Origin of the sequence: Nostoc sp. FACHB-133 (assembly GCF_014698055.1) — a bacterium.
Lineage (GTDB): Bacteria > Cyanobacteriota > Cyanobacteriia > Cyanobacteriales > Nostocaceae > Nostoc.
This window is the reverse complement of record NZ_JACJSH010000021.1, coordinates 1-22576: the sequence shown is the minus strand read 5'-3', so window position 1 is coordinate 22576 and position 22576 is coordinate 1. Positions and strand designations below refer to the sequence as shown.

Annotated in this window: 21 protein-coding genes and 1 pseudogene; 10 read left to right on the top strand and 12 right to left on the bottom strand. The window is 40.4% G+C overall.

Going from position 1 to position 22576, the window contains the following annotated elements; genetic code table 11:
• Window positions 1-8 precede the first annotated feature (8 nt).
• Window positions 9-170 carry a hypothetical protein gene (locus H6G86_RS18145; protein WP_190935486.1) on the top strand — a complete coding sequence of 54 codons (162 nt, stop codon included), beginning with the start codon at window positions 9-11 and terminating at the stop codon, window positions 168-170.
• A gap of 320 nt (window positions 171-490) precedes the next feature.
• The gene (locus tag H6G86_RS18140) at window positions 491-670 is read left to right on the top strand and encodes a hypothetical protein (RefSeq protein ID WP_190935485.1); all 180 of its coding nucleotides are present in this window, start codon (window positions 491-493) and stop codon (window positions 668-670) included.
• A 21-nt stretch (window positions 671-691) separates the two neighbouring features.
• Here the strand turns inward: H6G86_RS18140 and H6G86_RS18135 are convergent, their stop codons facing one another.
• The 7 genes from H6G86_RS18135 to H6G86_RS18105 all read right to left on the bottom strand — a co-directional run bounded on the left by H6G86_RS18135 (window position 692) and on the right by H6G86_RS18105 (window position 8368).
• Window positions 692-1114, bottom strand: coding sequence for a response regulator (locus H6G86_RS18135; protein ID WP_190935484.1), 423 nt, complete (start codon window positions 1112-1114; stop codon window positions 692-694).
• 801 nt (window positions 1115-1915) lie between these two features.
• The gene (locus H6G86_RS18130) at window positions 1916-2815 is read right to left on the bottom strand and encodes an NF038130 family PEP-CTERM protein (RefSeq protein WP_190935483.1); all 900 of its coding nucleotides are present in this window, start codon (window positions 2813-2815) and stop codon (window positions 1916-1918) included.
• Between the two features lie 486 nt (window positions 2816-3301).
• Window positions 3302-4504: an LL-diaminopimelate aminotransferase gene (locus tag H6G86_RS18125; protein WP_190935559.1), complete on the bottom strand. Its 1203-nt coding sequence runs from the start codon at window positions 4502-4504 to the stop codon at window positions 3302-3304.
• 61 nt (window positions 4505-4565) lie between these two features.
• Window positions 4566-4901, bottom strand: a complete 336-nt coding sequence (locus H6G86_RS18120; RefSeq protein ID WP_012410311.1) for a thioredoxin family protein — start codon at window positions 4899-4901, stop codon at window positions 4566-4568.
• Window positions 4902-5075: 174 nt separating this feature from the next.
• Window positions 5076-5852, bottom strand: a complete 777-nt coding sequence (locus H6G86_RS18115; RefSeq protein ID WP_114081937.1) for a PspA/IM30 family protein — start codon at window positions 5850-5852, stop codon at window positions 5076-5078.
• Between the two features lie 162 nt (window positions 5853-6014).
• Complete coding sequence (locus H6G86_RS18110; RefSeq protein WP_190935482.1) at window positions 6015-6770, bottom strand: PspA/IM30 family protein; 756 nt, start codon at window positions 6768-6770, stop codon at window positions 6015-6017.
• Window positions 6771-7012: 242 nt separating this feature from the next.
• A complete protein-coding gene (locus tag H6G86_RS18105) occupies window positions 7013-8368 on the bottom strand; it encodes a hypothetical protein (RefSeq protein WP_190935481.1) in 1356 nt (451 codons plus the stop codon).
• A gap of 189 nt (window positions 8369-8557) precedes the next feature.
• On the opposite strand from H6G86_RS18105, the gene H6G86_RS18100 reads away from it, so the two are divergent.
• Both H6G86_RS18100 and H6G86_RS18095 read left to right on the top strand, forming a co-directional pair.
• Window positions 8558-9097, top strand: a complete 540-nt coding sequence (locus H6G86_RS18100; protein WP_190935558.1) for a DciA family protein — start codon at window positions 8558-8560, stop codon at window positions 9095-9097.
• Between the two features lie 472 nt (window positions 9098-9569).
• Window positions 9570-9887 (top strand): hypothetical protein, encoded by a 318-nt coding sequence (locus tag H6G86_RS18095; RefSeq protein WP_163936222.1) that lies wholly within the window; start codon window positions 9570-9572, stop codon window positions 9885-9887.
• Window positions 9888-10014: 127 nt separating this feature from the next.
• Here H6G86_RS18095 and menB read toward each other — a convergent pair whose 3' ends face one another.
• Entirely contained in the window at window positions 10015-10848 is an 834-nt protein-coding gene (gene menB, locus H6G86_RS18090; RefSeq protein ID WP_185581727.1) for a 1,4-dihydroxy-2-naphthoyl-CoA synthase, read from the bottom strand.
• Between the two features lie 140 nt (window positions 10849-10988).
• Between menB and H6G86_RS18085 the strand changes: the two genes are divergently transcribed.
• Complete coding sequence (locus H6G86_RS18085; RefSeq protein WP_190935480.1) at window positions 10989-11813, top strand: DUF2887 domain-containing protein; 825 nt, start codon at window positions 10989-10991, stop codon at window positions 11811-11813.
• Window positions 11814-12316: 503 nt separating this feature from the next.
• Here H6G86_RS18085 and H6G86_RS18080 read toward each other — a convergent pair.
• A complete protein-coding gene (locus H6G86_RS18080; RefSeq protein ID WP_190935479.1) occupies window positions 12317-12499 on the bottom strand; it encodes a hypothetical protein in 183 nt (60 codons plus the stop codon).
• Between the two features lie 58 nt (window positions 12500-12557).
• Window positions 12558-14312 carry a 2-succinyl-5-enolpyruvyl-6-hydroxy-3-cyclohexene-1-carboxylic-acid synthase gene (gene menD / locus H6G86_RS18075; protein ID WP_190935478.1) on the bottom strand — a complete coding sequence of 585 codons (1755 nt, stop codon included), beginning with the start codon at window positions 14310-14312 and terminating at the stop codon, window positions 12558-12560.
• Window positions 14313-14472: 160 nt separating this feature from the next.
• On the opposite strand from menD, the gene folB reads away from it, so the two are divergent.
• The 3 genes from folB to H6G86_RS18060 all read left to right on the top strand — a co-directional run bounded on the left by folB (window position 14473) and on the right by H6G86_RS18060 (window position 17898).
• Entirely contained in the window at window positions 14473-14841 is a 369-nt protein-coding gene (folB, locus tag H6G86_RS18070; RefSeq protein WP_163936207.1) for a dihydroneopterin aldolase, read from the top strand.
• Between the two features lie 912 nt (window positions 14842-15753).
• Entirely contained in the window at window positions 15754-17037 is a 1284-nt protein-coding gene (locus tag H6G86_RS18065) for a GGDEF domain-containing response regulator (RefSeq protein ID WP_190935477.1), read from the top strand.
• 300 nt (window positions 17038-17337) lie between these two features.
• Window positions 17338-17898: a sugar O-acetyltransferase gene (locus tag H6G86_RS18060; protein ID WP_185587251.1), complete on the top strand. Its 561-nt coding sequence runs from the start codon at window positions 17338-17340 to the stop codon at window positions 17896-17898.
• A gap of 3 nt (window positions 17899-17901) precedes the next feature.
• On the opposite strand, the gene H6G86_RS18055 is transcribed toward H6G86_RS18060, so the two are convergent.
• Together H6G86_RS18055 and H6G86_RS18050 are read right to left on the bottom strand one after the other, a co-directional pair.
• The gene (locus tag H6G86_RS18055; RefSeq protein ID WP_190935476.1) at window positions 17902-18282 is read right to left on the bottom strand and encodes a calcium-binding protein; all 381 of its coding nucleotides are present in this window, start codon (window positions 18280-18282) and stop codon (window positions 17902-17904) included.
• Window positions 18283-18619: 337 nt separating this feature from the next.
• Window positions 18620-19603 (bottom strand): DUF1517 domain-containing protein, encoded by a 984-nt coding sequence (locus H6G86_RS18050; RefSeq protein WP_190935475.1) that lies wholly within the window; start codon window positions 19601-19603, stop codon window positions 18620-18622.
• 885 nt (window positions 19604-20488) lie between these two features.
• Between H6G86_RS18050 and H6G86_RS18045 the strand changes: the two genes are divergently transcribed.
• Complete coding sequence (locus tag H6G86_RS18045) at window positions 20489-21721, top strand: glycosyltransferase family 4 protein (RefSeq protein WP_190935474.1); 1233 nt, start codon at window positions 20489-20491, stop codon at window positions 21719-21721.
• A 99-nt stretch (window positions 21722-21820) separates the two neighbouring features.
• Window positions 21821-22477, top strand: a pseudogene (locus tag H6G86_RS18040) (penicillin-binding transpeptidase domain-containing protein); the annotation flags it as partial.
• Between the last annotated feature and the right edge of the window lie 99 nt (window positions 22478-22576).

Below are 22576 nucleotides of genomic sequence, written 5' to 3'. Positions count from 1 at the left end.
GTTATCCAATGGAGTACCCCCAGGTTGGTTTACGAGCTAGTGTAAATCCTGCCACCAACAAGACCTGGGGTAAAATCCCCTTGGAAATCAAGGTAAGTAATTTCCATCACAGTTTACTAGATGCCTTGCTGCACATATCACAATTTTGGAGCAGACAAGAGTTTATGTAGCTATTACCTTAGTTGCCATCTGTTACTGCCAGAATCAAAACTTGGCTTTTTGAATCTATAATTAATATTTGAATAGAGATAAAATTTTATTATTCAAAACTTTATTTTGTTGAGTTATTAACTTTATATATTCTTAGTTAAAATTAATGAAAATTCAAATATCTGCTTATATAAATGCAGCGAGATTAATTAACAATAAACAGCAATTTTGATTATTAATTCAACTTATAACATTAAGCGATTTAACGGATTTAGGAAGTTATATTTACGAATATGATTATAAATATAGCTATGATAATAATTAAGGTAAAAGTTAAATTATGAACCTACAAGACTTTGAAGCTCAGTACCGTGAAGCTATGGCTGAAACGCTCAATGAGCTGCAAACCGCAGTTTTGCTGTTAGCACAAGTACAAAATAAAATTTTCACAATTGGCACTTCTGTACAACATATTAGTCAGCAAGTTGAAGAGTTCATTGAAGAGCAAAAAGCCGAATAAAGGTATGCCAATTAAAAAACTCTATCTATGGCAACAAGTCAACTCTTTTTCAATTGTAAGTATAAGATCCTTGAGTTTTAGAGGTTTGACAAAATATCGTCGTGCGCCTAAACTCATAGCTAATTCTTGATCTGCTTTAAAAGCAAAAGCGGAAACCACAATGATAGGTATTTTTGACAAATCAGGTTTTTGCTGGACTTGTTTTAAGAGCGAATAACCGTCAATATCTGGTAGCTTTAAATCTAATAACATTAAATCTGGTTTAAATTTATCTATAGTAGAGAAAAAAGTAGAGCCTTCAGATAAGCTTTGGACATCGTACCCACAGTAACTTAGATAGTCACTCAGTAACAACCTATTAAGATAATGGTCTTCAACTAGCAAAATTCGTCTAACTTTGCGTGAGCGCAATGGCTGATCTATATTGAAGAATTGTGCTGTCATTGCTACCTATTATCTGATTATCTTAAGTAAAAACCAACAATTATTACCATAAACTAAAACGGTAGTACATTTAAACTGTAAAATTAATAGAAAATTGACTTATGTAATGTAGTCAAAGATATTAATAAATCAAATTTAACTGTACTCCAATACTTAATAATAGTACGATTCAATACAATATTAATCAATTATTAAGCTTTTCTTTACGAGCTTTTTACAATTTATAGTATTAAATAAAAGACTGATTTTAAAAAGTCAAGTTACTAATTCTTATGAGTAAAATTACTTAAGTAATACTAGGATCAATAATAGGCTACTTGCCATTCATAGAAAAGTTTTTATGTGGATTTGAGGGTAAAATAATACAACTGTACGAAATTGCTGTTATAAATACGTTGGTAAGGGCATAAATATATAGGCTCTTATAAACGATTTATTTTTTGTAAATTTTATTAAAAATATATAACTCAATATAGTTCAGTTAGTGCCAAAAACCTTAATTTGTGTAGGTTGGGGAGCCACTGCACCCTTGCGGTTTCCCGACTTGTACCCCTACGGAGAAGCAAGCTAAGCTCTTAGCGTTCCCGCAGGGTAGCAAGTGGTGTTTGAGGAACGAAACCCAACATTTTCATAGCTTTGTTGGGTTGCGCTTTGCTTCACCCAACCTACAATTTTTCTTAACCCAAGCGTATTGATATATAACTTAGAAAATCAAATTATCTTATCGCTGGAAAAAAGTATTCATAAAAAAAGGAGCTGTTAGCTCCCTTTTTTATTTGTAATTTTGAACTTGCAATCTTCTTAAATAGATGCTTTTTTCAATTTGCGTTGTGTAGCAAAGACACCAGCTACACCCAACAGACCCAGCATGACTGATGGTTCTGGGACTGCTGCGGGAGGTACACCTTGGATGGTGACTTCATAATTACCACTGTGAGACTTGCCATCAGCACCCGGCCCCGAATTGTTGCTTAGTCCGCTTTCTGTAGCAGAAAAGCTGTAAAGTAAATTAGTCTTGCCGTTGTAGGTAACTTTAACAACTTCACTAGCTTGAAATCCATTTTTGAGAAGATTACCCAAGCTTCCTAACAGAGGCGCATAGTAATCTTTTAAATTGTAGTGACCTGCTAACCCAATTTTAATATCGCCAGTGGTGTCATTTTGATTAACGTAAGAGATATTAGGATCGCTAGAGCGTTGGAAACCATTGATGCCTAAAAATGCAGTAAAAGCTTGACTACGAGGGATAAAACTTGCTCCTAGACCAGCTGCATCATAAAATTGGTTGAACCAAGTATTTGCAAAGTTATTTGCCCCATAGCTTGTACTCAATCCTGACCCAGTACTAAACCAATCTGTTGCTGTCAGGCTGCTTAAGGTAATACTTTGGCCACCAATTTGCCCCGTTAAGGTAGTGTTTTTGTTGAAATCAAAACCTGCCGCCTCACTACTAGCTCGTAACTCTACGTTTCCAGTGGGGTTTGCAGCATTGCCATCTAGGACTTTTTGGACGTTTATCGGGGTATTTGACACCAGTACCGTGCTGTTACCTGACACATCATATACTAAGTAATCACTTGCTGCTGTGCCTGCAATAGTAGCGCCGGTGAGGGTTCCAGCTTGTGCTGGTACGGTAGCGATCGCGCTCACACCAATAGCCATTGAAGCGCCAATTACAAGTTTCTGAAAAGTCATTTTCATTGTTTTCAAGTCTCTGTCAGTTTGGAAATTAAGTTTTAAACTATTGCCGTTTATAGGCTTGGGCTGTCTTGACTACAGGCTTTTGGCAATACGGCAGCTTGAAAACGCCACCTGCATTGTTAGCCATCTTTGGTAGCTGAACGTACAAACCCACTTTAAGAGACGGGAAGACCTGATTGGGTAAAGTTACTTCGGATTATCAATAAAAATATGAAGAATATTTCTAGATTTTTATACGTTTAATTACTTAGGTTTCTAAATATTGCTAATATTAAAAATTACAGACAAAATATTTGAAATTCAGTAGCATACGGTTATTCATAGGGCAATAGGGTTCAGATAAGCTTTTTCTCTGCCCCTGCCTCAACGGATAAATTTCTTAACTGAACCGTGATTTATAGAGGCGCACGGCTGTGCGCCTTTGCTGCATCTTGTATTCATAGACTTTGCCGCAAAAAATCTTTGGCGTTCAGCTTGAGAACAAATTTAATAAAGGAACTGGGCAATTCTTTCCACAGCAGTTTCTAATAAAGGTGGCTCATGTACTAAGGCAAAACGGACATACCCTTCCCCAGATTTGCCAAAGCCAGCACCAGGCGAAGCAGCTACACCAGTTTGTTTAACTAACTGGGTACAAAATTCTATGGAGTTTTGACTCCAAGCTGAGGGTAATTTTGCCCAGATGTACATTGTGGCTTTGGGAGTAGGAACATTCCAGCCAATGGAGTGTAAAGCAGTGATGAAGGCATCACGGCGTTGCTGGAAGATAGCGACAGCAGATTTTACCCCAGCTTGAGGGCCAGTTAGGGCTGCGATCGCACCATTTAAAATTCCCCGATACTGATTAAAATCAACGGCAGCTTTTACTTGACGTAAGGCGTTAATTAACTCGGCATTACCAATGGCGTAGCCAATGCGGAAGCCGCCCATATTGTAGGACTTGGAAAGGGTGAAAAATTCAATCGAGACGCTTTTCTCTGGATCGGCTTGCAGAATTGAAGGGACTAAGGATTTTGGATTGGGAGAAGAATCTGCCCATTCCCCAGTTTCCTGAAATACTAAATCTACGTAGGGGAAATCGTGAACCAAGGCAAGATTGTGTTGTTGACAGAAGGCGACAGCTTCTTGGAAGAAAGATAAAGGAGCGATCGCTGAGGTGGGATTGTGAGGATAACTTAATACCATCATCCGAGACTGGGCCAAAACTGGGGCGGGAATATCCGCAAACACTGGTAAAAAAGCGTTTTCTGCCCGTAATGGCATCGGGTAGATTTGACCACTGGCTAGGTGGACTCCCCCGGCATGAGAGGGATAACCTGGATCGAGCAACAGGGCAAAATCTCCTGGATTGAGCAATGCTAGAGGTAAATGGGCTGTACCCTCTTGAGAACCAATCAGAGGTAATACTTCAGTTTGGGGATCTACTTTGATGCCAAATTTTTGTTCATACCAGTTGGCTGCGGCTTCACGAAACCCAAGAGTACCGTTAAACAACAAATAGCCGTGGGTACTGCGATCGTGGAGAGATTGGGCGATCGCCTCAATGACGTGCGCCTCGACTGGTAAATCAGAAGACCCCAACGACAAATCAATTACTTCTTGTCCAGTCGCCAAAGCGATTGCCTTGGCTCTGTCCATATCAGCAAATACATTAGATTGCAGGGGTTGTAAACGCTTTGCAAATTGCATATTAGTCATTAGTCATTTGTCATTGGTCATTAGTCATTAGTTATGGACTATGAACTATTGACTAATTACTATTTAAGTGCGTATCTAAGAGTTCGAGTAACTTATCTTTACCGATGACTCCCTCAGTCGAAATTAAAACTTCCTGTCCCTGAAATAGTCTCAGAGCCGGAACACCCTCCACTTGGTACTGCTTAACAGTGAGTGGGTTGGGGTCAATTTCCATTTTCACGACTTTGAGGCGATCACTATATTTGCTAGCAGCTGAGTTAATCATGGGCGACATCAATTGACAAGGCCCACACCAGGAAGCCCAAAAGTAAACTAATACAGGCTGTTCAGCTTTTAACACTTCTGTTTCAAACTCAGCATCAGTTATGGTGATTACAGCCTTACTCATTGCAGTCTCCATCCGGTGGCGATCAAAGTTGGCACACACAATACTTTATCCCAAAGTAGTCAATAGTCCATAATCAATAATTCATAGTTATTTTGACTGTTAACTATTGACTAATGATATAAAATCCCACAACCAACAGGCGTGGGACTAGCTCAAATAAGTTTTCTGGCAATTTTATAGTTGATCCAATTGCTTGCGTAGGGAATCCAACTCGGCATCAACCACTTCATTAGACTTAGCAGGAGTGGTTTCTTGTTGGGGTGGAAGTTGTGCTTGAGTTACTGGAGTAGCGGGTGGTAGCATTTGCGCTTTCAAAGCTGCCAATTCATCATCAACATCGCTACTACCTTCCAACCGGGCAAATTGGGTTTCTAAATCTGCACCTGCTAACTCTCCTTGTGCCTGGGCCCGGGCTTCTTGCATCAAGACTTTTTCTTCCATCCGCTCAAAGGCAGACATTGCACTGCTGGTATTCATCCCACGCACCATGCCTTGGAGCTGCTCTTGGGCTTTGGCAGTGGTTATCCGAGCTTTGAGCATTTCTTTCTTGGTTTTAGCTTCAGAAATTTTGCTTTCCAGCTGGATTAAGTTGCGCTTGAGGGTTTCAACTTGAGTGCTTTGGGTATCTAAACTAGCTTTGAGGGCGGCGCTGGTGTCAGTATAAGTTTTTTTGCGCTCTAGAGCTTGTCGTGCTAAATTCTCATCACCTTTTTGCAGTGCTAGTTGGGCATTGCGTTGCCACTTATTGATTTCATTTTGGGCATCATTGTACTGTTTCTCACTGCGTTTTTGGGCGGCGATCGCTTGGGCTACTCCCTGACGCAGCTGCACCAAGTCTTCCTGCATTTCCAGGATGGCTTGTTCTAGCATTTTTTCGGGGTCTTCGGCTTTGTTAACCAGGTCGTTGAGGTTAGAACTAACTACTCGCTTAATGCGATCGAATAATCCCATAACTTTGTTTTTCCTTGTTTGGTTTACGCTTTTTGCTGGACAGTTAGCTTTTTTACTTTTTAATAGCTACCTATTTCAATGTAATCTTTCCGGTTGGAATCAGTACGTTATAACAACTCTTAATTCTTAAGATATCTCCAAACTGGGGTAATTAGCCGAACTTCAAGAGTCTTGAGTTTTAGGTAACTGCTGTTGAGGAGGCTGTACCGTGTTCTGCTTCTCCTCGGTAAGCAGATTGTTGTGCTGTGTGTTTTCTGCCTGATTTAAAACCTGCACCTTCATCGCGGCTAATTCAGTATCCACATTATTAGTAGATTCCAAGGAAGTAAATTGTGTTTCCAAGTCGTCGCTACCGAGTTGAGCGATCGCTTCTGAATGAGCTTCTATTTGTAAAACTTTTTCTTCCATACGCTCAAAGGCGCTCAGACTACTAGTAGTAGAAACTCCCCCAAGCATTTCCTGGAGGCGAGAAGAGGCTTCAGCAGAACGAGCGCGAGCAATATACATATCTTTTTTTGTTTTCGCCTCGGAAATTTTTAACTCTAGCGATCGCATATCCTTTTTTAGCCTAGCGACTATATCGTTTTGCTGCTCTATCTGAGAAAAGAGGGCTGTACTGGTTTCTTTATAAGCTTGGCGCTTAGTCAAAGCTTCACGTGCTAGAGGTTCATTGCCTTGTTGTAATGCCAATTGGGCGCGGCGATACCATTCTTCTGTTTGAGAGTTGGCAGCCGCCGCCTGTCGTTGGGTGCGTTTTTGGGTAGCGATCGCTTGTGCTACACCCGAACGCAACTGCACCAGATTTTCCTGCATCTCTAGGACAGTTTGCTCTAAAATCTTTTCTGGATCTTCTGCACCACCGATCAAACTATTGAGATTAGCGCGAATCACCCGCAGAATACGCTTGATTAATTCCATGTCGGCTCTCCATTCACGAAACTCAATGCTGAGTAATGAGTGCTGAGTATAAAAATTTTGTAGTAGAGTAGTTATGGAGTGCTGAATACTCAGTAAAAGTATTGAGTATAAAATTTTTTGTCGTAGTGTTGTAAACAAGTCAGATTTTGTCTCTACTACTCAGCACGGGCTAAACTTAGCTATCCGCTAACAGCACTCATAAGTCAGGACTGTTATCTCATGGTATCGTAGATTTTTGCAACTTATGGTTGCTGAACTCGTGCCTGAATTCCCTTTGTCTGTAATAATTGCATCTGTTTTTGTACTTGCTCTTTAGTCTTAAAAGCACCGAGATAAATCAATTCTTTGTTGGGTGATAAATAAGCATCAGGAATTACTTGCCGTGCTGAAGCATAAGCTGCACCTTTATTATCTATCACGACATGGTAGAACCCATCTGTTCCTGGTTTGATTTCTGCATTAGGCTTTGGTGAGGCTGCGATTGGCTGGGGCGAGGTTTTTGCCGTTGAAATGGGAGGTAAATTTAGGGGAGGTAAGGATTGTACAGTTGGTACTGGCGCTAAAGCGATCGGATTTGTCGGTTTTAGGGCTGTATTGGGGCTAGACAATGGTGCTTGAGGATTTACACGGTTTTGAGGAACGCCTGGATTAGGCACTACTGCGGCGGTTGGTTGGACTTTAGGTTGTAAACCAACGAGATCGTTAGGATCTCTCACATCAGGAAACTCTTGGGCCGCAAGATTGGGATACATAGATGATGTGCTTGGTGGCTGGATTTGAGGTTGGACATTACTCCCAACTTCTTCAGTATTTCCTGGTGCGGGAGACGAGTTTCCGTTAAACAACTTACCTAAATTCCATTGAGGCAAGCCTTTGGGATTGAATACTACATAACCCAAGGTAAGACTTGCTAACAATAGCAGCAACATCGAGCCGATACCTAAAGGTGATAGTAGACTGTCACTAGAATTGCTTGGTTTTTGGCTTTCTGGTTGTTCTTCTGTCAGACTTCGCAGTAGTGCTTCACTAGATTCTAAGTAGTCATCTGGATGTTTAGGGCTGTTATCTGTCTGCAAAAGATTTTCGCTCTTAATATCTTTAACAATTACTGGCACGATGCTGCTACTAAAATTGGGCGGTGGCGGTGGAAGTTGAGTTTGTGTTTTAGCAGAATCTGGGGTAGAGGGCACATTGAGATTATTTGCTTCTTCGGTATTTGCCGTAACTGGCGCTCGTTTCACCTCATGATTCATAACTACAGAAGATGCTGGTGGTACGTCAATTTCCGTAGCTGGCGCTGGGGTTCCCTGATGATTCACAGGTACAGCAGGCGGCACATTAGTTTTAATTTCCGTTACTGATGACTGAGTTGTTCCCAATGTTGTAGGAATGGCAGTCAAAGACTGGGTTTGACTGCTCATGTAACTTGCAACACGGCGCTGGTTCGATGACACTAAACCATTTCGCGTGCGTCGGTATCGAGCTAACTCTTGATCTAGCGGTACTTCTAAACTTGCTAGTGCTGCTGTTAGCGCTGGTTTCAACCCAGGCGTTTTAGACGATTGAGTACCGGAATCGTTTAGGGGGTTTTGAGTCATTGCCTGTGTGCCTCAAACGTAGATTTCTGGAATAACTATAGATATATTTCTGACAATATTAGCGAAAATTATTTAAATAGATTGGGGATTGGGGAAGAGGTGACAGGTGACAGGTGATAGTGAATAATCTGCATGTAACCTGTAACCTGTACCCTATCCTATTCCCTTCTTCACTCCCCACTTTGAATGATGTCGTTGAAATCAATTAATGATATTTTAGGCGTTCTGGAAAAGCAGTCTAAATGGCAGGAGCAACCATTTCAACAGTTGCTCAAGTGTTGGGCAACTGTTGTTGGGCCAGTGGTTGCCGCCAATACTCGACCATTGTTGATTCAACGCGATGTTTTGTCGGTAGCAACTTCTAGTGCTGCTTGGGCGCAAAACCTGACTTTTGGTCGCACGTCTCTGCTTTTAAAGTTGAATAAAACACTGCCAACGCCTTTGGTTGATATTCGCTTCTCTACTGCTAGCTGGCAGAATCCATCTGTGGAGAGAAAACAGCAACAAACGGTTTTGCCCCACGAGCATCCCAGTTACATTGGTGATGAGATTAGCCGCCCTGATGTTACACCCACCAAGGATGTAAATGCTGCTTTTGGGCATTGGACGAAGATTATGCGATCGCGATCGCATGGCTTACCCCTTTGTCCTCAATGTGAATCTCCCACCCCACCCGGCGAACTCCAGCGCTGGGCAGTCTGTTCTGTCTGTGCTGCTAAAAAGTTTTAAAGTAAGTCAGTCTTGGCCTAAATTGAACGCAAAATATTTTAGCGATTATTCCTTGGGCAGAATTTATCTCAAAGTAATTTGCTGCTGCCATCTAGATAAGTTCGTTCTAATTCTTGAGAAAAAAGATGTTTTACAGCTAAAATATACCAAACGTGGTACTAAAACCAGACTATTTATCTGAAATTATATGTCTTAAGGCATCCTTAAGGAGGAAGTTAAAAGGCTAAATAAATCAAAAGCTTTAGTTTTACTCTTGATCCCTAATAAGTTTTAGCCAAAATCAATAGGTAATCACTCTCCAGATTATTTAAAAATATAACAAGATTATAAAAATATCCTAAAGTTTATTTTTTCGTCGGGATCGCTGAAAGCTATAGAAAATAATGGTTTTTTGGCTTTTATCCGTCTTTATATATAGAAGCAAAATATAAAGATGAAATTCAGCCGAAAACGGCACTAAAGATGAATCCGAATGAAACCTATTAAATTTTTAGCATCTGCCTGTAAATATTGCCGTCATTACCAGCCAGAAGGTCGCCGTGGTGGAACGTGCCAGCAGTTGGGAGCGCCAGTCCAAGCAACTTGGAAGGCTTGCTCCTTGGCGCTCCCACCTTTTGCACCTTCTTGGGAAACCTTGGAAGATGCTTGGACTTTGCCAGATGCAAGGCCAGTTTTAGCTTGTTCTCATTCCCCGGCTTCAGATTTAGATCATGCTGCTCCTGCTCCTGTAGAAGAAATAACTGCCTCTATATATTCTGAAGAGGCCAAGACTGAAGCAGTGTTTATTTAGTTATCCATTATTACTGAACCAATTTTGTAGTTTGCTTAAGATAAGATTTGTTTTTAAGATATTTAGTGCCATAAACGTTGACATTTGCAAAAATCGCACCTCAATAAAGGGTGCGATTTTTGCAATTTTAAGGTAGCCAAGGAAAAGAGCGAAAATCTGGTGGACGCTTTTCGAGAAAAGCTTGTTTGCCTTCAGACCCTTCTTCTGTCATGTAATAGAGTAGAGTAGCGTTGCCAGCGAGTTCTTGTAAACCAGCTTGTCCGTCACAATCAGCATTGAAGGCAGCTTTGAGACACCGAATTGCGATCGGACTTTTTTCTAAAATCTCCTGCGCCCATTGAATACCTTCCGCTTCTAGTTGTTCGACTGGGACGACGCAATTAATTAAACCCATTTCTAGAGCTTGTTGTGCATTATACTGGCGGCAAAGAAACCAAATTTCTCTAGCTTTTTTTTGTCCCACAATGCGGGCGAGATAGCTGGCTCCAAAACCACCGTCGAAACTGCCAACTTTTGGGCCTGTCTGCCCGAAAATGGCGTTATCGGCAGCAATGGTAAGGTCACAAATTAAGTGTAGAACGTGTCCGCCACCGATCGCATATCCAGCGACTAAAGCAATCACTACTTTCGGCATGGAACGAATCAGGCGTTGTAAGTCCAGCACATTTAAGCGAGGGATACCAGTATCGTCTACATAACCCGCATGTCCACGCACGCTTTGATCGCCACCAGAACAGAAGGCATATTTGCCATCAGTATGTGGGCCATAGCCAGTAAATAGGACAACACCAATGGTAGTATCTTCACGAGCATTACAGAAAGCGTCGTACAGTTCAAAGACTGTTTCAGGACGGAAAGCATTGCGTTTATGGGGACGGTTGATAGTGATTTTTGCAATACCATCAGTTTTTTGATATAGGATATCTTCGTAGGTTTTGGCAGTTTGCCAGTTAATTTGCATTGGTATGAAGTGCGCTGTTGTGCTTGAGAATTTTATCGCGGACGTAGGGACATGCGATACCTGCGGTGGGCTACGCCTAGGCTAAATTGTTGTCTCAAGCTTTTACAATCTTGTAATTGTCTGGGTGTTGAGGAATAAAAATGCGACGTGACACCATCTTCTATAAATTATTTAAGCAATTTCCTGGTTTGCTGTTTGAATTAGTAGATGAACCACCCCCAGAAGCGGAGAACTACCAGTTTGAATCAGTTGAGGTGAAAGAAACCGCGTTTCGAATTGATGGAGTATTTTTACCTCCCGCGAATGCAGTTTCCAAAACCGTCTTTTTTGCAGAAGTCCAGTTTCAGAAGGACGAAGACTTATATCACCGCTTCTTTAGTGAGTTGTTTTTGTTTCTCTACCGCCACTCTATCCGTTACGATGACTGGTTTGGAGTCATAATTTTTGGTTCTCGTAGCCTGGAACCTTCTTCCTCTTCGATTCACCGTGCTTTGTTGGAAAGTGGTCAAGTCAGGCGGGTTTATCTGGATGAGTTGGGAGATTTACGACAACAACCTTTGGGATTGGGTTTGATGTTGCTGACAAATGTTACTTCTGAAACCGAAGCAGTGGAAGGGGCGCGGTTTTTGCTACAACAAGCACGGCAACAATCGGAGCAAGCGATAATTGATTTAGTGACGACGATTATTGTCTATAAATTTTCTAATCTTAGTCGAGAGGAGATTGCAGCGATGTTGGGACTGAATTTGGAAGAACCACGGGCTATTAGGGAAGCAAAGGAAGAAGGAGAAAGAAAGGTCGTTTTACGACAGTTAAACCGACTTGTGGGTACAATTCCTGATACGCTTCTGTCTCAGATTCAAGGGTTATCGGTGGAACAGTTGGAAGCTTTAAGTGATGCTTTGTTGGATTTCTCTACTCTTGCTGATTTGGAAGGATGGTTACAACGTCAACTAAGCAGGTAAGTTTCATAAGCAGGTAAGTTTCACACAAATAAGAAGGGCGATCGCACTCCGTAAAATAATTATGGCTACAAATAAAGTTTCCCGAAGTGAAGAAGCATTTGCAGACACGCGGGTATATCAGAAGCAGTGGAAGCAAAAGTGCGATCGCTCATTCTCTGACTGTTAAAACGACTATTTGGTGAAATCGCTGAGGAACGTTGGAAGCCTTAGCTTTTTTGCTGTTGGAATTGAGATTGCGATCGCTGACTTGGAAGGGTGGTTACAAAGTCAATCAATAGATTGCTGAGTTAACTTTCTCGCTTTTTTAATATCTTGAACGTGTGATTGTCTACACTGATTGCTCAGTTAGGGTTCGATTGGGGAGATCAGATGTAACTTCAAAATGTTTAGTACACTGTGGCGGAAGTTTCCCTACCTTTAACAAGAGGCTTAAGCCCCTTGTCTGGTTAATTGAGATGGTGGCTGGATTTCTGCCGTGCTGTACTAGCTATTTTGCCTCAACCTTAATGACGAACATCTTTAAGCTTAGCTATTTTATTATCCACTACAACTACATACACTCCTCTAGTAAGTGGATTTTGCACCATCCAGTTGTCTTGCACTATAAACAATTCATAACCGTTAATTTTTACATATTCAGTAGCTTCTTCAACTGTCTTTCCAATCAGAATTATTTCATTTATCATGATTTTTTTATTATTGTCATGTACAAACTTTGAGTTATTATCTTAACTTCCAATATAGTTAAATTCTAATATTCGCGGCAAACTTACGTAAATTATCCTGTCGCCACTTGGCATCTGCTTTACGATTTGTCTGCAACTCCAAAACTCTAATTCCTGTAGTTGGGAGCGGGTTTAATTTTTGCTGCAACTTCTGCCAAGAAGTAATCAATTCATGCTGCACATTATAAGTAGCGCACAACTGAGCAAAATCAATATCCTGGGGAGTGCCAAAAAATTCTTCAAATGGTGGATCAAACTTGGCAATAGGTAACATTTCAAAAATGCCACCGCCATTGTTATTGATTAATATAATCGTCAAATGTCCGACAAACTTATTGCGTATTAAAAAACCATTGGTGTCATGCAACAAAGCTAAATCTCCCGTTAACATGACACTACTTTGCTGGCGATGGGCAATTCCTAAAGCTGTGGATAATGTGCCATCGATGCCATTTGCACCCCGGTTAAAGTGCGATCGCACTCCTAAATTATTCGGTTTCCAGAAATATTCTACATCCCGTACAGGCATACTGTTGCCAATGAATAGAGGCGTTCCAGGCGGTAAAATCTGAGAAATTAACCAAGCTGCTTTACTCTCAATTATTTCATCTATCTTCCCCATCGTCTCATCAACAGCTAACCTAACCTTAGTTTCCGCATCACACCATTGCTGCAAATAGTCTGAGGAGAAAGATAAATTTCTCTCTTCTACCTTGATTTCTTCTACAGATATCCGTAAATGCGTCGTCCTTCCATGCAAAGGATCGAGGTTTTGGTCACTGTTGTCAATTACCCAGCGTCGGGGTTGCGTTGCATCTATCCAAGCACGCAGTTCTTTACTCGTAGGCATTTCACCCACCTGAATCACCATTTCGGGCGCTAGCTGCTTTGCTAGTTGCTGATTTCGCAAAATCAAGTCATAAGTGGAAATCAAATAAGGGTTGAGTTCGGCATAATTTCTGACTGGGGAAAGTCCCTCAGCTAACACAGGCCATTTGAGAGTTTGGGAAAGTTGTGCGATCGCTCTACAATACTCTTCTGGTTGTGACGGTTGGGCAACACCTGCAATAATGATACCGCGATCGCATTCTTTCCATAGTTGGGGAATGGGGAATGAGGAATGGGGAATGGGAGATGAGTTTGCTATTCCTACAAAGAAGTCTTCTGATTCAAACAGTGATTGCAAATAACTCAAGTCGGTTCCATCAGGAACAGGCGCTAAAGGATCGCGAAAGGGAATATTCAAATGTACTGGCCCCTTTGTAGGAGTTTGCGCTCTTTCCCAGCTATGAATTACTGTTTGTCGCAGATAAGCTAGCATTCCCAGATCGGCGGAGGGTAAGGCTAACTCTGTTTGCCAATTTGGGTAGTTTCCATATAATCTCAACTGGTCTACGGTTTGCCCAGAGTGACAATCTCGCAATTCTGGCGGTCTATCGGTAGTTAGTATCAATAGTGGTACGCGACTATATGAAGCTTCAATGACTGCTGAATAAAAATTTGCTCCTGCTGTACCAGAGGTACAAACTAGTACTACAGGGCGATCGGTTGCTTGAGCTTGTCCCAAGGCGAAAAAGGCGGCTGAACGTTCATCGAGAATGGAAATCGCTTCAATCTCAGGTGCTTGTTGAGCAAAGGCTATTGCTAAGGGTGTGGAGCGTGAGCCAGGACAAATGATGGCACAAGTCAATCCCAACCGCTTTAGGGTCTCTGTTAAAATGTAAGCCCAAAGTTGATTAACATTCCTAAAGGCGATCGGCATTAAATCAAACATAGCTATAAAACAATCTGAAATTTTAGATTTTGTTTAGGGAAATTTAATTTAAAATCCATCTGGGAAAGTTTGGTGAAAAGAAGTCTAAGGGAGGGAAGCCGATCCTCGACACTTTCTTGTTCCACTTTCTACAAAATGCCCAATTTGCTCTCAAACTTTTATGGACTGCATTCATTTAACGGGAATTCGCTGCTATGGCTACACTGGGTATTTACCAGAAGAACAAGTGCTAGGACAATGGTTTGAGGTGGATGTGAGGTTATGGTTGGATATCTCCACAGCGGCCAAGACTGACGCGATCGAAGACACTTTAGATTATCGCAGCGTCATTAGCTTGATACAACATCTGGTCAAAACGTCTAAGTTTGCTTTGGTGGAGAAATTGGTAGCAACGATCGCAGATTCTATTCTCCAAGAGTGCGATCGTGTAACACAAGTCCAAGTAATTCTGAGCAAACCTGCTGCACCTATTCCAGATTTTGGTGGCAAAATTAGCATTGAACTTACTAAAAGTAAGTCCAATCTCTAAAGCACAAAACGTGTTTTTTTTGTCAATATCTATAAACTAGCAAAAACAGGGGGTTTTTATGGAGCGCGGAAGTATCTCACAAAGAGAATCTTTCCTGCCATTGCCCCCAGCACTTGCTCGTTATCAAAAAACACTAAAAAATCATGTTATTTGCTGATGAGCATTTAACATGCATATTTTCAGTTAAAACAATTTGTGATTTAGTATTAACTAAAACCAATAAATAATTTTAATTTATACTCTTGAATTCACAATTCAAAATTTCATACCAATTCTTTGTGAAACTGCACAGAAGCTAGATTACTTGGTAAAACTAGGCGCAAAATCTCCTTGTTTTGGAACAACTTTAGAGAATTGGTAATCAGACAGTTTCAGACGATAATTTGCATCCCGACTGAGACAAACACTATTTGTAGACAAAGTTTTATTAAACTCTTTAATTCCAGATAACGATTAATTTTTAGTAGTATTATAATCAATGGATATTATCATATTACATACAAGATACTATATTAATTTTTTCAAATTATTTGAAAGTGGTAGACTGTGATTTTATGAACTTTTATTCTTGATTAATTTTGACATAAATACTATACTTAATATTTGTTTTATTTAAGACGATGATTGCTTGTATATTGTTGAAAATAAATTTTTGATTACTGCTAATTATATGGTAATTTACATTCTTATGCTACTGACATGATATTAGCCGCATACATTAATCACAATTAGCTTTGACAAACACAGAAATTATTGGAGGTTAATAATACGAGCTATTTGCTCATTAGTTAAGTATTTATATCAAGCAATACTACAGAGTCGTAAAAGATTGTTTATGATAAAATAATGACTTTTCAATTGAGTTGACACTGACAACAAAAATTTGAACCCTAGCAAACAGGTTGTTTTACCATGTTCGCCCGCAAAATCCTAGTTGTTGAGGATGAAAAAATCATAGCCTCAAATATTAGAAACAGTTTACAAAAATTAGGTTATTCCGTATCAGAAACTACTAAGTCTGGTGAAGAAGCAATAAAAAAGGTAGCCGAAACTCATCCACATTTAGTATTAATTGATATCTGCCTAGCTGGTGAAATTGACGGTGTGAACGTAGCAGACATCATCCAAAATCACTTTCATGTGCCTGTAGTATATTTAACAGAGTATTCAGAATATAAAACATTATATGAAAACCAGCTAAGTGAGCCTTTTAGTTACATAGTCAAACCATTTATTGAAAGTGATTTACATTTTGCGATTGAAATGGCTCTATACAAACATCAAAGCAAAAAAATATTATACGAAGAAAAACAAAGGCTGGCAGCAATTATTAATAGTATGAGCAGTGCAGTGATTGTGACTTATGCTGATGGTTGTATTCAAATGATGAATCCCATAGCAGAAATAATCACGGGCTGGAAGGAAAGTGAAGCGTTCGGTAAAGATTTAGTAGAAGTAGTTAACTTAGTTGACAAAGATGTAGGAGAAAAAATTGAAAATTTAGCCGCAGATGTAATCAAAACAGGTGAAATTTTGGATTTTCCAGAAAACTGTATACTGATTACCAAAGATGGTAGAGAGATAGCGATTGGGGATAAAGTTGCACCCATCCGTGATCGCAATGGTAATATCACTGGTGCAGTTTTAGTGTTTCAAGATATCACCAAACGCAAGCAGACAGAGGCACAATTGATCCGTAATGCGTTTTATGATGGGCTGACAGCATTACCAAATCGTGTTTTATTTCTAGACAGGCTCAGACAAACAATTGAGCGCAGCAAACGCAGAAGCGATTATTATTTTGCAGTTTTATTTTTGGATTTAGATGGCTTCAAAGAGATTAACGATCGCTTTGGACATGGAATAGGGGATGATTTTTTAGTAGCGATCGCTAGACGTTTAGAGTCGTGCTTACGTGGTGGTGATACTGTAGCCCGATTTGGTGGTGATGAGTTTACAGTTCTTTTAGAGGATATTAAAGACATTACCGATGCTACCAATGTTGCCAAACGGATTCAAGAATCGTTGCGATCGCCACTGCATCTGAATGGATATGAATTATCTACTACAGCTAGTATTGGTATTGCTTGGAATTTTAGTAGTTATGAGGAACCTGCAACTCTGCTACGGGATGCTGATATTGCGATGTACCGAGCTAAACGGCAGGGAAAAGCGACTTATGCCATATTTAGTTAATCTAAGTAAGTAGGTCTGCGAAATTAAAACTAACTGGCTAAGGCTGTCCTTTGTCATGGTCATTAGTAAGGGTTTAAGCCTATTTACGTTTCTCAATATATTTAGTTTTTTTCACGCCAACTTACTTAAGTGGGCTTAAATAGTTTTCGTTGGGATAAGGCAATAGGTATAAGGGTTTTAGCCTAGTTCCTTTTTATTTACATACTTTGATTTTGATTGTATTGTGCTAGCTTACTTAGTCCTTTATGCTGCCATTAAAATCAAAATCCTTTGATTTTTTTCACAACTATTCTGAATGTCATGGAAAAAACCGAAAAACAGAAAATGCTCGCAGGCGAGTTATATCTGGCGGAAGATCCAGAATTGGCTGCTGAAAATAAACGAGCTAGTCGTCTGTTGCGAAGGTACAATTCTACAACTGAAGAACAGCAAGATCAACGGCAGCAAATTTTGCAAGAGTTATTTGGAAAGATAGGTGACAAAGTATCAATTGTGCCGCCCTTTCACTGTGATTATGGTAGTAATATTTTTGTCGGCGACAAATTTTATATGAACTATGGCTGTGTAATTTTAGACTGTAATCCAGTTCACATTGGTGAAAATGTCCTATGCGCTCCTTATGTACAAATTTATACAGCTTATCATCCTACAGAGCCAGAAATTCGCCTTTCTGGTAGAGAATTAGCTGCCCCAATAAACATTGGTAATAATGTCTGGATTGGTGGCAGTGCAATTATTTGTCCAGGTGTCACTATTGGTGATAACACAACCATTGGTGCTGGCAGTGTAGTTGTCAAAGATATACCTGAGAATGTTGTCGCTGCTGGTAATCCCTGCCGCGTCATTCGATATTTATCCTAGAGTTTAAAACTTGTATCCTCTGGCAATCCAATAGAGCCAGTCTGCGATCGCTTCTTGAGTTTCGCTGTCAGCATCAATGGCTGCTATTTCAGATAACTTTGCAGAATATACATCATCATCCTTACCACCAATGTAAGCTACTTCTACAAGCATATCTTTTAAGCACTCATCATCTGGGGCCATTCCCAGCACTTCCACTGGTTTCTCCTCGGTAGAGCCTGATTTGCGTCCCTTCTTAGTCCATTTAGCCATAAAGGGAAAATTCAGAGTCTCTTCGAGGTAGTAGTACCAACCCATAGCTCGGTCTTCTTTGTCTTCAGCATCTACAATGATCTCTGTTTTAATGCGATGCTCTCGGTTTTCGTCGGCTTCAACATTAGGCATAAGATACCGCTTTACGTGTATAACATTTTGATAATATTACCAAAGTCTTGGCTAAGAATAATTTTTCTAAAAGATAGTTAAGTATATAGGGCTTACGCATAATAGATCCCCTAACCCCTTTTTAAACAGCGCTTTGAGAGTTTCTCCCATTTTCAGAGGAGTTAGGGTGGATCGAGATTTTAGTTCTCAGTGCGTAATTATTAGTATATCGAGGTTATACAAAAAACCGCTTGTTATTGACAAACGGTTTTCTAGTTATTGCACTTAAAGTGGAACTTATTTGTTTCGCCAAGATGCCAAGTTCTTTAGTGGCAGTAAAGCGCGAAATTTTTAGAGATTAAACAAGTCTCAAATCAGGATAATTTGCCAGTACATCATCAGATGTGAGCGTATCATTTTCAGCTTGTGGAGTCCAAAGTACTTCAATTGCCAGAAGTTTTTCGCTAGGGATACTACCAATTTGGCGCAAAGCTTGACGCAAATCATCAGCACTGTTAATTGCTGTGGGGATATCAAACTTGCCTAGTGTTGCCGCCAGCAAGGTGACGATAATGTATTCTCCAGGGCCTTCAGTAAATAGGCGGGTGGGGTTGTCTAGTTCACCAGCCTGGGGTAAAGCTTCTTTGGCAAGGGCTGCTTTTAGCTGGTTGTTGACGTTAGAAAGAGTTTCTTCGCTAAACTTGCTGCGTTCTGCCAGTGACAGCCGATTAAACTGACTTTCAGCTGAATTTAAACTGGCTTGTTGAGTGCCACCACCTGCATATACAAAGTATTCGGGATGGCGGAGTAAAGCTAGGCTGGCTTCTTGCAGAATTTCTGCTCTTCCCTCTGGGGTGTTAGTATCAGCAGTTTCAGCAATATGGTTGAGTTCATTTTGCAATTCACGCGCTTGAGCTAACAAACCAACTTGCAAACGAGTTACAGAAACAGGAGAGTTACTACTGTAATCTGCTTCTGGTGTTTCACCGCCAGAGACACGGCGGAAAGTTTGCAATAAGAAATTAGCGATCGCAAAGAAAATTAAGATGCTAAATAGACCACCAAATCCTCCCCCAATACCCCAGAAAGGAAGTAGGAAGGGAAAGCCAAAACCACCACCAAAACCACCGCCAGGATAGTATCTGCCCCCGCCGGGAGGTGCATAAGTGCGCGGTGTATAGGTGCGGCTGGAAGGCGCTCTAAAGGAGCCACCACCGATTCGACCCCCACTGCGGGCCGCTAATGCTCCATCGGCGTGGCTAAGAACCAAAGTTAACACCAGTCCTAGCGCTAAGAAGGTTTTTAACAGTGGTTTGCTGATTTGTTGTAGTTTTTTACGCATAATACACAATCGCTTGGAAAACAGAATTTTTATGATTTATCTCCATGCTGGTAGGAGTTTTGCGGTTATGTCACTAACGCCAGTCCGTAACAAGCAAGCTTTGTAGCAATTCACTTTTAAACGCTACATATTCAATCTACCGCGTCTTATCTGGCATAGGCAGCGATCGCAGGGGGGATTTCTCGACTGGGGAACCGTACCTTAAGATATGTTCATCATCACAGAAATTTGTGATGTCTACGACGGGCTACGCCTACGGGCAATTTTGGCTACGTCTTAGACTGGGCACTTCCAGGCTACAGTCTTGGATTATACAGATGTTTCTCCTTTCTCATGATTATTTTGACTAATTTTTTAATACTTCACCCTACTTGTTCTGTCAGAATCCAAAAGGATATCTCTCTATTTCAAGTAATATAAAGGACGGATATAGACCTGATTCTTACGTATGCATAGTAGTGTTAAAAATGGACGTGATGCTTATCAACAGCACTAAGCAGACACAGATAGTTATGAAATACTTATCTAAAATTTTGGCATTTTGGCACACCAGTCTAGACTATTCAAGATAGTCTAGTGAACGTAGGTAAATTTCGTAATTTTTGCAACAGTTCTTCAGTGAGAAATTTGACTACATTGGACTACAAGTGCTAGATTTTATTTTATTGTCCATCATGCACAAAAATTCTCAAATGTTGAGAGTTTTGCCGCCAAAATAAAATCAACACAATAAAAAACAATCTTGCTGGCTAATCTTCTAAAATAGCCTTCAATTTTGTCTACCAGATTCGTTTTAAAAGAAATAAAATAATAATTATGGTTTGGAAAGTAATCCTAATTGTAAATAAATTCAAAATTATTTGAAGTAAATTTATCAACTTGATTATGGAACATATTTCTCAACTAACAGCCGAAATCAGAGACAAAGCTGTATACCCAGATATCCTAGTCATATCCCGGATATTTTTGCCGAAAGAAGCTGTAATTGGAGAATATATGTACAATCGTTGTCTCCAAGATCCAGAACGAGTTATTGTGCTGGCAGCTAGTTGCTCAGGAGATAAAGTATTTGATGAAGGTCAACAATTTCCAGTATATCGCTGGTTTTATCCTAGATACTGGCGTAGTGGTTTTGTGGGAAATATCCTAAAGCCTTTTGTCAATATTGTCTGCTCATTTGTGCTAGCAATCAAACTCTATTTTCGCTATCACTACCGTTATATAGAGTGGGGCCACGGCTATGATTTTCCTTCACTGTTGCTATTGAGCTATTTGTTACCTATTCGCTTTTTTATCTATCTGCACGGTAATGATTTTCTTTGTACATTACACAATCCCGTACTGCGATCGCTATTTAAATTAACACTTCATAGAGCCGAAGGTATTGTTTGTAACAGTTCTTATACACAAGACTACCTCAGAACTGCTTTACGATTAGATACTCCTACTTACGTTATTAACCCAATAATCAGACCAGAAAAATTTGGTAACAATGTCGGGAGTCCCAGTAGCCTTGATGATTTGCGTGTTCGCGTGCGTCAGGCATACAACATTCCCGATTCAGCAATAGTTATTCTCTCCATAGGAAGGCTAGTAAAACATAAAGCTTTCGACCGAGTGATTGATAACATCCCACTATTGCTAACTTTTGGGGTCGATGTCCACTATATAATCTGCGGTGAAGGGCCAAGTGAATCGGAACTGAAATCTCTGGTGCATCGTTTGCGGGTAGATAAGCGCGTCCACTTTGCGGGATATGTGCCAGAGCGTGAATTAGCAGGTTATTATGCAGCTTGCGACATATTTGCCATGCTGACTTTATTAGATACTAAGCCTAATAATATGGAAGGTTTTGGTATGGTTTATTTAGAAGCAAGTTACTTCGGTAAGCCTATCATTGCCCCTCGCTTAGGTGGTGTTCTAGACACAGTTCAGCATGAAGAAAATGGGATACTGGTCAATCCCAATTCTGGTTATGAAGTTTTTCAAGCTTTCAATCGGTTGTGCAAAGATCAACAGCTACGTGAGCAACTTGGCCGCAAAGGTAAAGAATTAGCCAAGCGTAGAACTCTTCATCGCTCGCTTTACAAATCAGAGGGGAAAAACGCTATTTTGTGAGATAAATGCAGATGGAGTAGGGATGCACAGATGTTCATCTCCCCGCAAATGAGCAAGATTGCATTGTAAAATCTCCTTTGTGATTTTATTAAATATGCAATGAAAAATATCTTGTTTGGTATGTGGCAATCTCTTCGGCATTACCGAAGGCAAGCTATTATATTTACAATTCTTGGATGTATTGCGGTATTGAGTGTAATTAGCTTCCGAACAATGCCTATTCTGGCTCAACCAGCTTCAACCTCATCTGAACGTCCTGCTATTAAAGCGCCAAATTTTGGGCGACACTTTCAAGAATTTGGGCGTGAAGGCTCAATCTTGATTTACGACTCAAAAAATAACCGCACCTATGAACACAATCCTAAACGTAATGCAACTGCGATTCCTCCAGCTTCGACATTCAAAATTTTTAACGCGCTGGTGGCATTAGAAACAGGTGTAGTTCCTGATGATGTGGCGGTTCTCACTTGGGATGGAATTCATCGAGATATCGATGCTTGGAATCATGATACGAATTTGCGTCAAGCCTTTAAAGATTCAACTGTTTGGTTCTATCAAGTACTGGCACGTAGGGCTGGATATGAACGGATGCAGCAATTTATTAACAAAGTAGGTTACGGAAATCGTCAGATTGGAACCCCCGCAGACATTGATCGTTTTTGGCTACAACAGCCATTGCAAATTACACCCCAAGAGCAAATTAAGTTTTTACAACGGTTGTATCAAGGTGATTTACCTTTCTCCCAACGGACAATAAGTAAGCCGTGGGAAAAATTTATAAGTATGTAACAAAAAATTAAGCAGAAGAATTGGAGTTAAATCTTATACGCTGTGTACTATATTTTCCCTTCTCTG

Coding starts and splice junctions, on each gene's coding strand:
- H6G86_RS18140 (WP_190935485.1), top strand. CDS start 491: ATGAACCTACAAGACTTTGAAGCTCAGTACCGTGAAGCTATGGCTGAA.
- H6G86_RS18045 (WP_190935474.1), top strand. CDS start 20,489: ATGGAACATATTTCTCAACTAACAGCCGAAATCAGAGACAAAGCTGTA.
- folB (WP_163936207.1), top strand. CDS start 14,473: ATGGACTGCATTCATTTAACGGGAATTCGCTGCTATGGCTACACTGGG.
- H6G86_RS18085 (WP_190935480.1), top strand. CDS start 10,989: ATGCGACGTGACACCATCTTCTATAAATTATTTAAGCAATTTCCTGGT.
- H6G86_RS18115 (WP_114081937.1), bottom strand. CDS start 5,852: ATGGGATTATTCGATCGCATTAAGCGAGTAGTTAGTTCTAACCTCAAC.
- H6G86_RS18095 (WP_163936222.1), top strand. CDS start 9,570: ATGAAACCTATTAAATTTTTAGCATCTGCCTGTAAATATTGCCGTCAT.
- H6G86_RS18100 (WP_190935558.1), top strand. CDS start 8,558: ATGTCGTTGAAATCAATTAATGATATTTTAGGCGTTCTGGAAAAGCAG.
- H6G86_RS18110 (WP_190935482.1), bottom strand. CDS start 6,770: ATGGAATTAATCAAGCGTATTCTGCGGGTGATTCGCGCTAATCTCAAT.
- H6G86_RS18055 (WP_190935476.1), bottom strand. CDS start 18,282: ATGCCTAATGTTGAAGCCGACGAAAACCGAGAGCATCGCATTAAAACA.
- menD (WP_190935478.1), bottom strand. CDS start 14,312: ATGTTTGATTTAATGCCGATCGCCTTTAGGAATGTTAATCAACTTTGG.
- H6G86_RS18105 (WP_190935481.1), bottom strand. CDS start 8,368: ATGACTCAAAACCCCCTAAACGATTCCGGTACTCAATCGTCTAAAACG.
- H6G86_RS18120 (WP_012410311.1), bottom strand. CDS start 4,901: ATGAGTAAGGCTGTAATCACCATAACTGATGCTGAGTTTGAAACAGAA.
- H6G86_RS18145 (WP_190935486.1), top strand. CDS start 9: ATGGAGTACCCCCAGGTTGGTTTACGAGCTAGTGTAAATCCTGCCACC.
- H6G86_RS18125 (WP_190935559.1), bottom strand. CDS start 4,504: ATGCAATTTGCAAAGCGTTTACAACCCCTGCAATCTAATGTATTTGCT.
- H6G86_RS18130 (WP_190935483.1), bottom strand. CDS start 2,815: ATGAAAATGACTTTTCAGAAACTTGTAATTGGCGCTTCAATGGCTATT.
- menB (WP_185581727.1), bottom strand. CDS start 10,848: ATGCAAATTAACTGGCAAACTGCCAAAACCTACGAAGATATCCTATAT.
- H6G86_RS18135 (WP_190935484.1), bottom strand. CDS start 1,114: ATGACAGCACAATTCTTCAATATAGATCAGCCATTGCGCTCACGCAAA.
- H6G86_RS18050 (WP_190935475.1), bottom strand. CDS start 19,603: ATGCGTAAAAAACTACAACAAATCAGCAAACCACTGTTAAAAACCTTC.
- H6G86_RS18060 (WP_185587251.1), top strand. CDS start 17,338: ATGGAAAAAACCGAAAAACAGAAAATGCTCGCAGGCGAGTTATATCTG.
- H6G86_RS18080 (WP_190935479.1), bottom strand. CDS start 12,499: ATGATAAATGAAATAATTCTGATTGGAAAGACAGTTGAAGAAGCTACT.
- H6G86_RS18065 (WP_190935477.1), top strand. CDS start 15,754: ATGTTCGCCCGCAAAATCCTAGTTGTTGAGGATGAAAAAATCATAGCC.